15 protein-coding genes are annotated in these 13,244 nt (G+C 49.1%); 13 read left to right on the top strand and 2 right to left on the bottom strand.

Translation table 11 applies throughout. The features are described from left to right. The first annotated feature begins 141 nt into the window (after positions 1–141). A complete protein-coding gene (locus tag C7M51_RS22485; RefSeq protein ID WP_244323739.1) occupies positions 142–321 on the top strand; it encodes a hypothetical protein in 180 nt (59 codons plus the stop codon). 145 nt (positions 322–466) lie between these two features. Here C7M51_RS22485 and C7M51_RS14760 read toward each other — a convergent pair whose 3' ends face one another. Next, complete coding sequence (locus C7M51_RS14760) at positions 467–742, bottom strand: hypothetical protein (protein WP_244323738.1); 276 nt, start codon at positions 740–742, stop codon at positions 467–469. Between the two features lie 235 nt (positions 743–977). Between C7M51_RS14760 and C7M51_RS14755 the strand changes: the two genes are divergently transcribed. The 5 genes from C7M51_RS14755 (at position 978) to C7M51_RS14735 (ending at position 5,746) form a co-directional block, all read left to right on the top strand. Beyond that, positions 978–1,379: a TIGR03757 family integrating conjugative element protein gene (locus C7M51_RS14755; RefSeq protein ID WP_141177979.1), complete on the top strand. Its 402-nt coding sequence runs from the start codon at positions 978–980 to the stop codon at positions 1,377–1,379. After that, on the top strand, positions 1,376–2,368 hold the full coding sequence (locus C7M51_RS14750) for a TIGR03756 family integrating conjugative element protein (RefSeq protein WP_141177978.1): 993 nt from the start codon (positions 1,376–1,378) through the stop codon (positions 2,366–2,368). Before C7M51_RS14755 ends, C7M51_RS14750 begins: the two co-directional genes overlap by 4 nt. A gap of 96 nt (positions 2,369–2,464) precedes the next feature. After that, the gene (locus tag C7M51_RS14745; protein ID WP_244323845.1) at positions 2,465–3,847 is read left to right on the top strand and encodes an integrating conjugative element protein; all 1,383 of its coding nucleotides are present in this window, start codon (positions 2,465–2,467) and stop codon (positions 3,845–3,847) included. A gap of 13 nt (positions 3,848–3,860) precedes the next feature. Then, positions 3,861–4,208: a hypothetical protein gene (locus C7M51_RS14740; RefSeq protein ID WP_141177977.1), complete on the top strand. Its 348-nt coding sequence runs from the start codon at positions 3,861–3,863 to the stop codon at positions 4,206–4,208. Then, positions 4,205–5,746, top strand: coding sequence for a conjugal transfer protein TraG N-terminal domain-containing protein (locus C7M51_RS14735; protein WP_141177976.1), 1,542 nt, complete (start codon positions 4,205–4,207; stop codon positions 5,744–5,746). Before C7M51_RS14740 ends, C7M51_RS14735 begins: the two co-directional genes overlap by 4 nt. A 77-nt stretch (positions 5,747–5,823) precedes the next feature. Here the strand turns inward: C7M51_RS14735 and C7M51_RS14730 are convergent, their stop codons facing one another. Further along, positions 5,824–5,997: a hypothetical protein gene (locus tag C7M51_RS14730; RefSeq protein ID WP_160622466.1), complete on the bottom strand. Its 174-nt coding sequence runs from the start codon at positions 5,995–5,997 to the stop codon at positions 5,824–5,826. A 153-nt stretch (positions 5,998–6,150) separates the two neighbouring features. Between C7M51_RS14730 and C7M51_RS14725 the strand changes: the two genes are divergently transcribed. The 7 genes from C7M51_RS14725 (at position 6,151) to C7M51_RS14695 (ending at position 13,182) form a co-directional block, all read left to right on the top strand. Continuing rightward, entirely contained in the window at positions 6,151–6,705 is a 555-nt protein-coding gene (locus C7M51_RS14725; protein ID WP_244323737.1) for a hypothetical protein, read from the top strand. A gap of 123 nt (positions 6,706–6,828) precedes the next feature. Next, positions 6,829–7,530, top strand: a complete 702-nt coding sequence (locus C7M51_RS14720; protein ID WP_141177975.1) for a YkgJ family cysteine cluster protein — start codon at positions 6,829–6,831, stop codon at positions 7,528–7,530. 938 nt (positions 7,531–8,468) lie between these two features. Continuing rightward, positions 8,469–9,371 (top strand): integrase domain-containing protein, encoded by a 903-nt coding sequence (locus C7M51_RS14715; protein ID WP_181407960.1) that lies wholly within the window; start codon positions 8,469–8,471, stop codon positions 9,369–9,371. 413 nt (positions 9,372–9,784) lie between these two features. Next, a complete protein-coding gene (locus C7M51_RS14710) occupies positions 9,785–10,240 on the top strand; it encodes a hypothetical protein (RefSeq protein WP_160622465.1) in 456 nt (151 codons plus the stop codon). 90 nt (positions 10,241–10,330) lie between these two features. Then, positions 10,331–11,323, top strand: a complete 993-nt coding sequence (locus C7M51_RS14705) for a hypothetical protein (protein ID WP_141177973.1) — start codon at positions 10,331–10,333, stop codon at positions 11,321–11,323. A gap of 113 nt (positions 11,324–11,436) precedes the next feature. Next, a complete protein-coding gene (locus C7M51_RS14700) occupies positions 11,437–12,051 on the top strand; it encodes a hypothetical protein (protein WP_141177972.1) in 615 nt (204 codons plus the stop codon). 84 nt (positions 12,052–12,135) lie between these two features. Next, complete coding sequence (locus C7M51_RS14695) at positions 12,136–13,182, top strand: ArdC family protein (protein ID WP_244323736.1); 1,047 nt, start codon at positions 12,136–12,138, stop codon at positions 13,180–13,182. The last annotated feature ends 62 nt before the right edge of the window (positions 13,183–13,244 follow it).

The following is a 13,244-nucleotide window of genomic DNA, read 5'->3' as shown; positions in this document are numbered from 1 at the left end:
ACACTGCCATTACAGAGTGAACCACGCATATCGGCAGAAACACAGGCGAACCTTCGTAAATTAAATAGGTATATTCGGCAAAGGCTTGCAGATCCGGTAACGGTTATCTGCCATCCCCATCGGGTCGGGTTAAGCAGCTGCGTGGCCGTAACAGTTGAAGGAAGGCTGCGCAGGACGGTAAATATCCTTATCAACGTCAGCGGCCAGGAAAGCTGGCCAACGGATGAGGAATATGAGCATCCCCGCTGGTATATCACCGTGACGGATACGGCCGATATGCTCTATCTGGTGCTGTGGTTGAATGGTGTGGTAGTGCATTAAGAGAGGGCGGCGTAAGAGAACTGAGCCGAAATCTGCTTCAGCTTTTGAACTGATAATGGAAACGTAACTAAGGCCGGAGAGGTACCACTTTCCGGCCTTTAACATAACAGATGAAAGAAGCCGATCTGCTGTTTGACTCGTTTTATCAGTCTTTTTGAATAATCAATTGTGCGTAAGTTCTGGCAGGATTTGACATGTCTGCTTGATCGGTTTGCTGTACGATCTTCCAGCCTTTGCTGGCCAGTTCTGGAATCGTGCCGGAAAGATTTTCGCCACAGTTGAATACCGTTTTATCTGTCAAAGCAGCGTTGGCTGCTGTGTTTGTAACTGGCTGGGAGTGGCATACATGGGCCTGTCCCGCCAGTGATGGTCCTGCAATAAGCAGGCAACCCATTGCAAACAGATATTTTTTTAACTTCATTAAAATGTCCTCTTGTCGTGTTATCAGACCACGTTGTTGTACGTTTTTTCTTGTTATCTCTCTGTTAAACAACTCGTTAGAGTTAATACCCGTATTTACTAGATGGGTATTGGGACGATATCAACTTTAACAGCGTTAATGAATTAACTTTTATCCACGGATTTTTAGTTTATTGCAGCTTTCCTGAAAGCCGGGGAGCACGCTGTCAGGCGATTTGGTCTGATGGAGTCTCTCAATGAAATTACGTCATTTTATCTTTCTGTCGGCGCTTCTGCCGACGACGGTGCTGGCGGGCACGGTGCTTTATACCGACAGCCAGCATTTACCTGAAAATCTTTCCCCGGATGTCGTAGTTGTTTTGCTGGATGAGCCTGAGCGCCTGCAGTTGAAAATGTTTGGTCAGCTTTCGGCTGACCCGGAGCTGGCAACATTGCAGGCAAAACAGGTGATGTCCTCCCCCCAGTGGCAACAAAAACAGCAGCAGTTGGTCACGGCATATCGCCAGGTAGTGCATGCACGGGAACTCGGCATCCGCAAGGTGCCCGCTGTCGTTTTTAACGATCGGGATGTAGTTTACGGCACTACCGATGTGGTACGGGCTACAGAGCTGCGTCAGCAGGCAGGAGGTGGACAGTGAATCACCCCCCTTCCCGGCTCAGGAAAACGCTTTGCTCTGCCGCTGTCGCCGCCGTTCTGGTCACTGCATCAATACCTGCAGCATTTGCCGCGTTAAATACAGCACAGATAGTGGCCAGTGCCGTTTCTCAGGACTGTATTAGTTGGCGGGTGAGCGGTATCTGCTACTGGCTGTTCTGTACGCCGTTTGGTTGTACCGTCAAAACGTCCGTAAAAGTTACCCACTATATCCCTGAAGCAGTAGTGTCCACCTATGTGGCTCCGGGTGGTAATCCCTGGGCTGAAATGGCTTTTGTCAGCCAGGCATCCGGAGGGCTGGAGAATGCCATCACCAGCGGCCTGTCCGGAGTCTCTGCCGGCGGTGCGAATCCGGCGGATATGAAGAACCCGGGGCAGCGCCATTCCAGCATCCGTTTCAAGTACGCAGACGCCATCGGACATCCCTCTACCTCCATTATCGGTGGCAGCATTTCCGGTTACTCCTGCGACAGCGCCGCCACTCCCTTGATGCCGTATTTCCTCAGCACACTGGATTCTGTTGCCTGGAGAACAGGCGTGCCTGAATCGCTGTATCCCGAGGCACTGGTTCCTGGCCTGAGGGAAATAGGCAACCAGGTTGCCGGCAATATGTGGGGCAACGTCTATCCGCGCTCAGGGTTTGTCAGCCAGACCGATGATGATAAAGCCTCTGCACTGGTCGCCCAACGGGTGGCTGACATTATCACCCGCGCCGGTCAGCCCCATGTCTATCAGGTGCTGCAGGGCCATAAGCAGGATGGTTACTGGCCGCCGGACCCGGTAACAGAAAATACCGGCACAAAAAACCATAAGTGGCAGCGACTGGTGCCGCAGCTGAGCCAGAGCTGTGCGGTATTTCCTGATGGCAGCCATACCGCCGCCAGCGACAACAATGCGGCCTTTGCTCTGTGGCAGCCGTACAGCTGCTGTAAGCGCCAGGGCCAGAAATTCCTGAGCAGTACTGATATTTGATAAGAAGAGGTTAAGGTAATGAACATCGATAAATTAATTAATACTTTATTTACTATTCTGACTGGGATTGCTCTTGCATGCCTGCCTGCTTTGATAATGATGCTGATCTCAGCGATATCCCCTGCTCAGGCAATTTCTCTGCCGCAGGTGAATGACAGTGCGTTTGGCTATGGCAAATCTGTGGACGGCGCGGTATCCGACAAGCTGTTTTATACCCTGGGCGGTGGGTCGGTGATATCGCAGCCGGCGACGCGCAGCAATATGAAAAAACTGGGGCTGGATGTGGGGTGGAGCAGTGACCTGATGTGCGGCAACTTTGACCTCAAAACCACCATTGGCAACCAGTTAAACGGCGTAACCGATGGCTTTAAAAACCTGATGGGCGACGTTATTCAGGGGGCTACTGGCGCGGTGGTCAGCCTGCCGGCGATGCTGATCCAGCGGGCGAACCCGGGGCTGTATGACATGCTGACCAACGGTGTCCTGCAGGCGAACGTGTCATTCGATAAAGCGCAACTGAACTGTCAGAACATGGCGAAGAAAATGATGGATTTCAGTGATACCAGCAAGTGGAGCCAGGCAGCTATCGCTGAAGAGTATAAATCGCTCGTCAATAGCGGAGAAACGGACGCAATACGTGCAGACCAAAAATATCAGAATGCAGATGGAACCGCTGGCAAAAAATGGATTGGTGGTCAGATAAGAGGAGGAAAAGGGCAGAAGGCTATCCGGCCGACCTATGATTTGGCATCTGCAGGTTACAACATGATGAATAGCCTCAACGTATTAAGTTCAGAAACCGTTAGTGGCACCAGTTGTAACGGTGGTGCCTGCAGTAAGTTCAGTAATGCTGAAGAAGCTGCACAAGCTGTGGTGAAAGTTCTTGGTGATCGCTCAATGCGCACCTGCAGCAATGCGTCGCAGTGCACCAGTGGAGATACCGACGATCAGCCTGGTATTTCCGTTGCTGGTACAGGATTTTCTCCGATGCTGGAAGACGCCACAAAGAACAATATAGAGCAACTGGTGAAACTGGTTAATGGTACCGTAAAACCCACGGCTACTGAACTGGCGAAGTTGAAAACGGGTGGGCTGCCGGTAACGGCCAACGTTATTAAGGCGTTGCAACGTGACCCGGATAATACTGCACTGACAGTTCGTCTCGCCAGTGAGCTGGCCATGTCTGATACGGTAGAAACCGCTCTGTTGATGCGCCGGATGCTGACAACAGGTATGAGTGAACCAAATGCTCAGGATCAACCTATCGCACTGGAAGAAGGTGCTCGCCGAATTGATGCACTCGATCGCGAAATCATGGCGTTGAAGAATGAAATGGACCTGAAGCGAGAGTTGGCGAGGAACTCGGTACTGACCATCATCGAGCGGGACAATCAACGTATCGGTACAAACCCAATGATTCAGCAGACGGATAATGCTGACAGCCGCTTCCAGAAACTCGAAACCCCTGATACGAAATAAGGGAGGCGATTGCATGAATAATAATCATCGCAGCCTGCTGCGCAAAACAGGCAGGAGCCTGAAAGTCGGAGGACTCTTCCTGCTGGCCCTGCTGATGGCCCTGGAGGGCGGTCTCTGGCTGGCCGATCTGGGTCCTGAAGGCATGGCCACGGTTAAGAACTGGATGCATGAGACTCGCTATGGCTGGCTGGCATGGCGTCTGATGCTTTACTGCGCTGTCGGATGGGGGCTGTGGAAAATCTGGCATGCACCGGGTTTTCGTCCGGAATATCGTCGGCCACTGCTGCGCATTGCCAGCGTCAGTATATTGTTCTTTCTTGTCTGCGAGTACTCCATTTTTTCCGGCATGGGGGCTCTATGACAACGAACAGCTATCTGGAGTATTTCCTGACCCTACTGGGCTGGCTGGTTAATAACGGTCTCTGGGATGTTCTTATCAGTACTGGACTGTTTGCGTTACCTCTGGCCTTTAAAATTGTAGGTATCTGGTTGAAGGTTCGCGAAGAAGGAGAGGATGAAGGTAACAAAGGCATGCTGTCACTGCCCCGCATCGAGAATGCGCTTTATGGGGCTTTCTTTGTAATTATCGCCTGCTGTGTACCACTGATTCAGGTAAGCCTGACCACGCTGGAATTTGATAGAACCCGGGCAAAAATCTGTGGTACCTGGACACCAAAAGCACCGGGTGAAAGTGGTTACAGCAATATTATTTCCAGTATGAACAACGAGTTCGCTGCTGCACCGGTTTGGTGGGTGTTAGTTCACAAAATTTCCAAAGGGGTGACCCAGGCGGCAGTGGCCAGCATTCCGTGTCGGCCGGATCTAAGGCAATTGCGTTTTGAGGTTCAACGGACGTTCATTGAGAACCGCGCGCTGGCCGACGAGCTGCAGGATTTCACCAACGACTGCTATTCATTAGCACTTTATCAGTGGAAACGGCGTGACCAAGGGCAGACAAAGGATAAAGCGGTTCTGTCAGATCTCAGTTGGATAGGCAGTAATACCTTTCTGAAGGGAGACTATACCACGCTGCAGTCGAAATTGCCGCGGGGGATGTTCTCCTGGAATGATGCCCGTGACAGCGGCCGGCCGAATACCGGTAATGGGGGATACCCCTACTGTTCTGAGTGGTGGTCTGCAGCAGACACTGGCCTGAAGGCCAGGGTGATGAAGCAGGTTGATGATAGCTACTGGCTACGATTATCTGCCGCAATGAAAATGATTGGCAGCAGCCAGATAAATTATCAGGAGGAAGTTATACGCCGGCTGGTCAGCCCGGCGAACCTGACGGTATCACATGGCGGTGAGGTTTATAACGGCTATGGTGGTAATGCGGATTTGACGGAGCAGAACGTGCTCACTCGTATTGCCGGCACAGCAGGCGCTTCTGTCGCCTCGCTGGGCGCTTTTCCGGCTCTGGACGCGATGCGTCAGGCATTACCGATGGTGCAAGCCGTTCTGCTGATGGCTATTTATATTATGGTACCATTGATCCTTGCCTTTGCAGCTTATGAATTCAAGACGGCGATCACCCTGACGTTTGTCATTTTTGCTATCAACTTCCTGACATTCTGGTGGGAATTAGCCCGTTGGCTCGATAGCTGGATGTTGACGGCTCTCTATAGCTCTAATACACATACTCGCTTCAATATGATGGGATTTCAGAATACGTCAGATGATCTGATTATGAATCTGGTTATGGGGTCAATGTTTACTGTATTACCTGCCGTGTGGGTTGGCGCGCTATCGTGGGCCGGAGTGAATATTGGTATCGCAATTACGGGATCATTGAAAGATGGAACCAGTAAAGCTAGTCAATCCGCAGAAAACGCGGGAAATCTTGCAAAAATGGGAGGTGCGAGTTTCTCAAAAGGTTTTAGTAAGGGTCTGGATAGTTAGACTAACAACGGCGCTAACTGTCGCCGTTTAAATTCTTAACACTAAATAAACAATCCCGCCACGAACAGCGGGATTGTTTATTCATGGTCTGAGTGCCAATGCCAGTTTTCAGAACTATATAAGGCGAATGGACTCTCGTCATCGGATTCTGTTGAGGTTTCGATTAAAAAAGGTGTTTCGTTCTCATCTTGCTTACTTGGGCAAGGATCAGGAAGTACCGCATTCAACAGCTTTTTCAAGAACATATTCATATCTGAGCCTTCTCCTGTTTGACCTGATGCTGTTTTTTTGTTCGAGTTTTCTCTGTATCATAAGGAGTATTGAAGAGAGGCGCAACCTTGCCTTAGCCTTTACGCTATCAGTTTAATTTTTATCATTCGGAACATTATGTTAAGGAGGAAAGGATGTTCAGAAAGAAAGTATTGATTGTTAGTATTGTCTCTGTGTTTACAACAGCTTGTTCCATGGGTGAATTGACTTCCGTCAATAAAAAAATCAGCGATTTTGGCTTTTCAATAACAGGAAAACAATCAGCCCAAGGTGAGTCTGGTATGCCAAAATTGGCACCCAAAATTGATGCTGCTCAGGATTCTATGTCGAGCGATTTATCAGTTTCTATTGATGTTGATACTGCCGCAGCTCGTTTGCGTCGTTATTATAAATTTATGACCTCAGACGAGTTAAATAGTATCAAAAATAGAGAAAGCACTTCTGCTCGCCTGACTGCTGCAGCAATTGAGGAGCAAAGGCCTGAATGGGCTGCGTCGCCAGGGAGCTACTATAAAATGGGTCGGAACTGGGGGGGGGGCGATCATATTACATTGGAAGTTGAAAAGAATGGTATCGGGAGTCGTGTTTATATTCAATTTTTTTCTTCAAACCCTCAGCATTTAACAGAAGCCTATTTGGGAAATCTATTTGCACAGGTGAAAGGTGTTGCAGAGGGTAAGGTTAGATAATAGATGAAAGAAATAAGAAGAGTGACTGCCTTCTTATTTCTTTATTTTTATACCAATAGCTGTTTTATTATAAATAATAATGGAATGGTTGTGCGTGTGTTGGTTTATTGAAAGGGATGTGAAATGGGGAATTTGGAAGATTGGTTTTATTCTGCCTGTTATAATTCATTTAAAGTTAAGAGCAAGAGGCAAGTGATTTTAGCAGTGGAACGTTGGCACAGATGTTCTGAACGGGTTATGGATGAAGTTAAAAAAGAAAAAGGTTTAAATTGTGTATGTCAAAAAGGATGCTCGCGTTGCTGCTCTTTACACGTTTCACTAATTACGCCTGACGTGTTTTTTATTGCTGAAAATTTAAAAAATAATTTTAGTGAATCAAAGTTGTTTTTTATAAAGAAAAGACTAAAACTCCGAGCTGATAAGGTTAATGAATACACTGATGATAAATATAGAATAGAGTGTGTTTTTCTCGGGAAAAGTTCTGGGCAGTGTGTTATCTATAATTATCGCCCGGAAGCATGCAGACGTTTTTTTACTAATGATAAAAAAGATTGCATTGAAAGTAATGGTTCACCACTTCAGAATGGCGCAGTATTTTATTCAACTGGGATTCTCTCTACTTATATGGCTCTGGCAGCACATAAAAATAATCTATTTATAGATAGTCATGAAATGAGTAAGTCTTTACATATTGCTTTGGATAGCCCCTTGCTTTTTAAAAAATGGCTGAGAGGAGAACCTAATGTCTTTCCAGGCGTTACGTGGGAGAGATACCAACAAGGCATTAGAAAGTTAGGTGCTGAAATGAAAGTTAAAATAAAGTAAATCCCCTCAGCCATTAATATACTGGCATGTGAATATTGACGAAAACCTGCTTCTATTGATAGTCTTCAAGTGTTGTATGTCGTCAATGGCGACCACCAATGTTCCGGTAGCCTGTGAGGAGCGCCTTCGGGTGGCTACTGTCGCTAACGCGACCACCAATTCTCCCGCAGCCTGAAAGGGAGAGCATATCGATGTGGTACATCTGCGCACCTTTGGAAGCAGATATCGTCAATACAAGCGCACTATGACGTGACGATGAGGGTTTCTTTCTCTTTGCTCAGCTGCATACCGGTTCGGGTGTTGCACAACGGGCTGGCAACTTCCAGTCAGACGAATGTCGTCTGTGGAAGTCGCATCAACATTTCGTTTCTTCAGTGATACGTCCTGAGTTTCGTACGACTTTTGCATCGACCGGATAGGCCATTTGGTACATTTGGCCGCTTACGGCGTTGCATTACGAGCACGAAACTGCGCGGCGTCACTTGCGTGCAAGCGAAGCGAACACCAAGTGACGCGCGCAGCGCATACTATTCAAACGCACGCACGGCGTGGTTTTCATCGTTTTCGTACCATCTGACACACACGTAGTACGTGTCATTCATGGAGAAAACATCTTCACATCAACGTTTGTACGACGGAGTACCCGTCTGAACGTCCCAACGTAATAAGGAGAAAATCGGCTCGATATCGATGGCGACACTACAGAAGTAGTGTTGGAGGCAGCTTGACGAATGTCAGCTCTGCATCAGCAGCAAACAGGTCAGAGACCTGAGGTGCCTCGCAAGAACTCAACAATTCAATTCGCCGCCCCGATGCACAGATATCAGTCGAGACGCAGGAAGCGCAAAGTTAACCGTGTCGTCGGGGTTAAATTTTTGGGGTACAGATCCGTCAGTTTTATAAAAAGCAGAAGGCTGTGTATGTCATATGGAGGTAGTGTGTCCAGATTCAGTAAGCAACTTGAAAAACAACTTGTCACACTGGCACGTCAGGGGCGGGGTAGCTTTAAAACCGTAGCAGATCGTTCCAGAATTGCAGAACGGTTCTCTGAACGTCTTGCACAGTTAAATATTCAAATTCGGGATGTAAAACACATAAAAACGGTGCATATCCAAAAATATATTCATAGCCGACAGGATGAAAATATATCAAGCCGTACGCTGCAAAATGAAATGGCGGCAGTGCGTACAATCATGTCTGTCGCCGGGAGGAATAAACTGGCTGATCCGCAGCATGAAATGTTGAGTAACAAAGCGCTGGGGATTTCTGCCGCCAGCAGAGATGGTACTAAAAGACCAATATCTGATGAATTACTCCAGAAAGTCGTTAATTATTCCATCAGTAAAGATGAAGGCGTGGCTCTTGCCGTGCAACTGGCACGGTATATTGGTCTGAGAACAGAAGAAACCGTTCAGTCAGCAAAATCATTAAGAACGTGGCGACAGTCGCTTTTAAAAGGTGATGAACGTGTTTGCGTGGTATTTGGTACGAAAGGAGGACGCCCTCGTGAGACCACAGTTTTTGACAGGGATAAAGTTCTGGGGATTTTAAATAAGGCCATCGCATACTGCGATAAAAATAATGGAAAGTTAATTGATAAGCCAACATTACATACTGCGATAGAGCGATACCGTAATATTATTCGTGACGCCGGTATGACAGGAGAAAACGCACCTCATTCGTTGCGGTATGCATATGCAAAAGACGCTGTGAATTTTCATCTTAAAAATGGAATGAGTCGGGATGAGGCTAATGCATTAGTCTCAATGGATTTAGGGCACGGAGATGGCCGGGGGCGGTATATAAGACAGGTTTATTTTAAAAAGGAACTGGATGAATGACCGTTAGTTATGCATATCTGTCAGTAACTTACCGGGCAGATTGAAGATGTTTGACGCAGTCGCACACGATAGCGACTGCGTCTTGAAGTTTCCCGCAGTTTGTGGTTATTATTTGGACGTTAACCTGTCGCTAACGCGACCACCAATGTTCCGGTAGCCTGTGAGGAGCGCCTTCGGGTGGCTACATAAACTCTCCCGTACCCTGAGAAGGGAGAGCACAGAGAATTCTGTGGGGAAATCTGCGCACCTTTGAGAGCAGATATCGCCAAACTCACGCGCACTATGACGCGGCGATGAAGGTCATTTCATTCAACTTACCGTCAGCCAGAAAGGACATCTTTCTGACTCCCCAATGGGAAACACTTTCCCGTTGGGTTGGTGTTTCCTTTTTTTGTTTAAAGGATGACACCATCATGAAATTTTACTTTACCTGCCTGATTTTTCTGACCGATTTTATTCTGGCAGTGTTGCCGAGAAAACCGGCTCTGTCACATCTGTATGCTCAATTGCTGATTTTTAGTCGCGATTTGGAAATACTGAACTCGGCGCTGATGAGCATTCGTCTTGCAACGCACGCAGAGACTCTGCGGAAAAAAAATGCCCACTGGGCTGCGTTTAGATACCATTGCCGTCTGGAAACGCATGTGCAGGCTCTGCGACAGGAAGTTCTGTACGGGGCTGCGTTTGAAATTAGTTTGCATATGAGACCACATAAGCTGCTTGATTTTTGTGTGTTCCATATCTCACGCCAGGGCGAAATTTTACTACCTGTAGCCTGGATGAACGGCTGGCGTGACGGAAATGAAGAAGCCAGTAGACAGGCGCAGGCAGCCCAGGAAGTTGAGTGGGAAAACAGTGAATATCTGTAGCTGCTGAGACTGTAATTCACCCGGACGGGGATTTATTCCCCGTCCGGGAATAAATCCCCTTTTTTATTAACTATTAAAGAGGATTTAACTATGGCTAAACGTTTTTTACCTGCTGGTCGTCCCGTTATTTACACCATTGAGCAGTGCAGTACCGTTCCGTTTGATATCTGGAATCAGTTTATCTCGACGGTTATCGATCTGTATTATTGTCTGCCGTTTTGTATGCGCCCTGTTAATCCGCGTAGCAATTATCTACAAACCGGAGCTTATCAACTCTTCAGACCCGACAGCAGATACGAAGCTGATGAGCTGGTTTTCAGCGGTAGAACTGATGAGGGCTTCACTCAGCGCATTATCTCCATTTCGCGTGAGCGTACCCGGAATGTACTCAGTGTGGACGAAATTGAGGCTGAGCATCAAATGTCGGTAGATTTATTTACCCGCATGGTGATGTTGGCCCTTCACAATGTCTGTGGTGAACATTTTCTGGTTCATTCTACGGCTGGAGTTTGTTCCTGGGCGCTGCCGCTGGCCATCATGAACCGGGCCCGTGACGGACGGTTCTCAGCCTGGGCTGCCCCGGATGCGTCGCAGTATGCACTACCATTTGCCTGGCTGACTGAACAGGTAATAGCTGACAGCCTGATCTTGAGCTCGGCAATAGAGTTATCCCGTGAACAATGGGAGGGGATTGCAGCACTGGAATTCAGGCTGTACGAACCTCTTGAAATGGGTTCGGATACGGAGAGCATTCCTCCGCTGGAGATCGTTCTGGGCTCAAGCGCAGGTCCCCGTAAACAGGTAATGTTAAGCGGTCTGGATGCGCTGCTTTACTGGATCAGTGTCAATATGCCGGACTATGAGTGTGGCATACCTGATCAGGAACCAGTATTTCTCTCACGCAACCATCTCGCATTGCTGCGCGATGATATCCACAACGGCTGGTTCTCGGCGTACGACAACGATCCGGATTACGGAGAAAAGTTTTGTACGGAGCTTCAGCTGATAGCTTTATGGGCCGATTACTGTATCCATACGCTGGACATGGAGCGGGAAAGTGTTTTCCTGTTTGCAGTCTGGTAGGGACAGATTTGTTTTAACTCCTGAGCGGTGTCGCTATACCGCTTAAAAATATTAACCCGGCAGGGATCTTCCTGCTGGAAGCCCTGCCTTTTCTTTGAGTAAGGAGCATGATTATGCTGCGTTTTCACGGAAAAGACCTGAAGGCTGTTCTTACTGAGACCATCAGCCGTAACAGGCCTGTGGTTCTGACCTGTAATGCCACCGTCTCACTGTCCGTTCAGGATGGCGAACGCTTCCATCCGGCCCCCGGGCATGAGGGCCAGTTACGTCATCAGGCGTTTGCTGATGGCTGCCATCCCGATCGTGATTCAGGGTGGACAACGTTTGCCCGTATGTTGACCGGCAACACCGTTTTTACTAAGCCTCTTGACCTGACTGAAGGGCGTGTCTGGGATATTTTAAACAAAAATCATCAGCTTACGCTGATGCTTTCAGCAAACAATATCGATATATACAACGGTGAACGGCACTATGTGCCGGTAGCCTGTTACCGAGACCTGACGGACAGGATGCATGTGGCTGCAGTCTGGCATTTCAACGCCTGCAATGCTCTCAGCGAGTTAAAATTTTGGCGAATGACAGTAATCCGACTGCTTCAGGACATGCGTCCCATAGCCTGCCGTCATGCCAGACCGGTCGATCATCACAATTTTCTGCTGGCTGCGCATAACCTGCAACGCCGGACTGAATGTGTTTCACCCAGTGGCGCGCTGCTTCTGAGCGTCTGATTTACTGAATTATTTTCCACCCGCCTGTGGCGTGTCTCACGCCCGCAGGGAAGGGGCACGCCTGTCTTTCTTAAGGAGTGTTCCATGACAACTGGTAACCATCCCACCGCCACGGTCCGTAAAAAGCCGGCGGCAAGCAAATCCTCCTCCGTCAAACGTCGCCGGACAGGTACGACCGCGACGCCTACTGGCGGTGGCGATATTTACCGTCTGATCACTGACCGGATAATTGTCGCGCTGGAAAACGGTATACCACCCTGGCGACGTCCGTGGCGAAATGCGCAGCAGGGGATAAACACCCTGATGCCGGTCAACGCGCTTACCGGCCGGGACTACAGCGGCGTGAATGTTCTGCTGCTGTGGCTGGCGGCCGAAGAGCGCGGTTTTACCAGCGATCGCTGGCTGACATACAACCAGGCACAGGAGGCCGGAGGTCAGGTCCGCAGGGGCGAAACCGCCACGCTTGCGGTGATATACCGCGACTGGACAAAGCAGGCTGAAGACAGCAGTGGCAAGCTGTTTGATGCTGACGGGAAGCCGCAGATGGAAACGGTGCCGATGTTGCGCCAGTTTCCGCTGTTCAACGCTGAACAATGTGATGGTCTTCCCGACCAGGTACGTGGCACAGCCACCGTCACCCGGCCGCAGGAGGATTTCGCTGGCGTCAGTCCGGCACAGCTGCAGAAGGTCCTGTCGGTGGTCAACGCCACTGGCGTGCAGTTTTCACCCAGGCCGCAGAACCGGGCGTATTATCGCGCCTCCACCGACCAGATAGTGCTGCCCCTGACGTCACAGTTTGACGCTGAAGGTGACTACTGGTCCACCGTGCTTCATGAGCTGGTGCATGCCAGCGGTCATGCGAAGCGACTGAATCGTGAAGGGATAACGCGGACGACAAAGAAATTCGGCGACCCGGTGTATGCCTTTGAGGAACTGATAGCTGAAATCGGCAGCGCTTTTTTGTGCGCACATCTCGGGATAACCGGTGATTTGCAGCATGAAAGTTATGTTGATGGCTGGCTGTCAAAATTAAAGTCCGACAAAAAGGCGCTGTTCAGTGCCTGCCGGCAGGCCCGGGAAGCGTCGGAATATTTACTCGCGCCACTCAGCCGTCAGGCTGATACGGCGTAATTAATCCACCGGGTGGCGGCAGTAATATAACCGCTACTCTCCCGTGAGGGCATCGCTCCTCA

It is taken from the genome of Mixta intestinalis (assembly GCF_009914055.1).
Lineage (GTDB): Bacteria > Pseudomonadota > Gammaproteobacteria > Enterobacterales > Enterobacteriaceae > Mixta > Mixta intestinalis.
The sequence above is the reverse complement of the archived record's forward strand: the minus strand, read 5'-3'. Positions and strand labels throughout refer to the sequence as shown.

Coding starts and splice junctions, on each gene's coding strand:
- C7M51_RS14760 (WP_244323738.1), bottom strand. CDS start 742: ATGAAGTTAAAAAAATATCTGTTTGCAATGGGTTGCCTGCTTATTGCA.
- C7M51_RS14755 (WP_141177979.1), top strand. CDS start 978: ATGAAATTACGTCATTTTATCTTTCTGTCGGCGCTTCTGCCGACGACG.
- C7M51_RS14745 (WP_244323845.1), top strand. CDS start 2,465: ATGATGCTGATCTCAGCGATATCCCCTGCTCAGGCAATTTCTCTGCCG.
- C7M51_RS14740 (WP_141177977.1), top strand. CDS start 3,861: ATGAATAATAATCATCGCAGCCTGCTGCGCAAAACAGGCAGGAGCCTG.
- C7M51_RS14735 (WP_141177976.1), top strand. CDS start 4,205: ATGACAACGAACAGCTATCTGGAGTATTTCCTGACCCTACTGGGCTGG.
- C7M51_RS14730 (WP_160622466.1), bottom strand. CDS start 5,997: ATGAATATGTTCTTGAAAAAGCTGTTGAATGCGGTACTTCCTGATCCT.
- C7M51_RS14725 (WP_244323737.1), top strand. CDS start 6,151: ATGTTCAGAAAGAAAGTATTGATTGTTAGTATTGTCTCTGTGTTTACA.
- C7M51_RS14720 (WP_141177975.1), top strand. CDS start 6,829: ATGGGGAATTTGGAAGATTGGTTTTATTCTGCCTGTTATAATTCATTT.
- C7M51_RS14710 (WP_160622465.1), top strand. CDS start 9,785: ATGAAATTTTACTTTACCTGCCTGATTTTTCTGACCGATTTTATTCTG.
- C7M51_RS14705 (WP_141177973.1), top strand. CDS start 10,331: ATGGCTAAACGTTTTTTACCTGCTGGTCGTCCCGTTATTTACACCATT.
- C7M51_RS14700 (WP_141177972.1), top strand. CDS start 11,437: ATGCTGCGTTTTCACGGAAAAGACCTGAAGGCTGTTCTTACTGAGACC.
- C7M51_RS14695 (WP_244323736.1), top strand. CDS start 12,136: ATGACAACTGGTAACCATCCCACCGCCACGGTCCGTAAAAAGCCGGCG.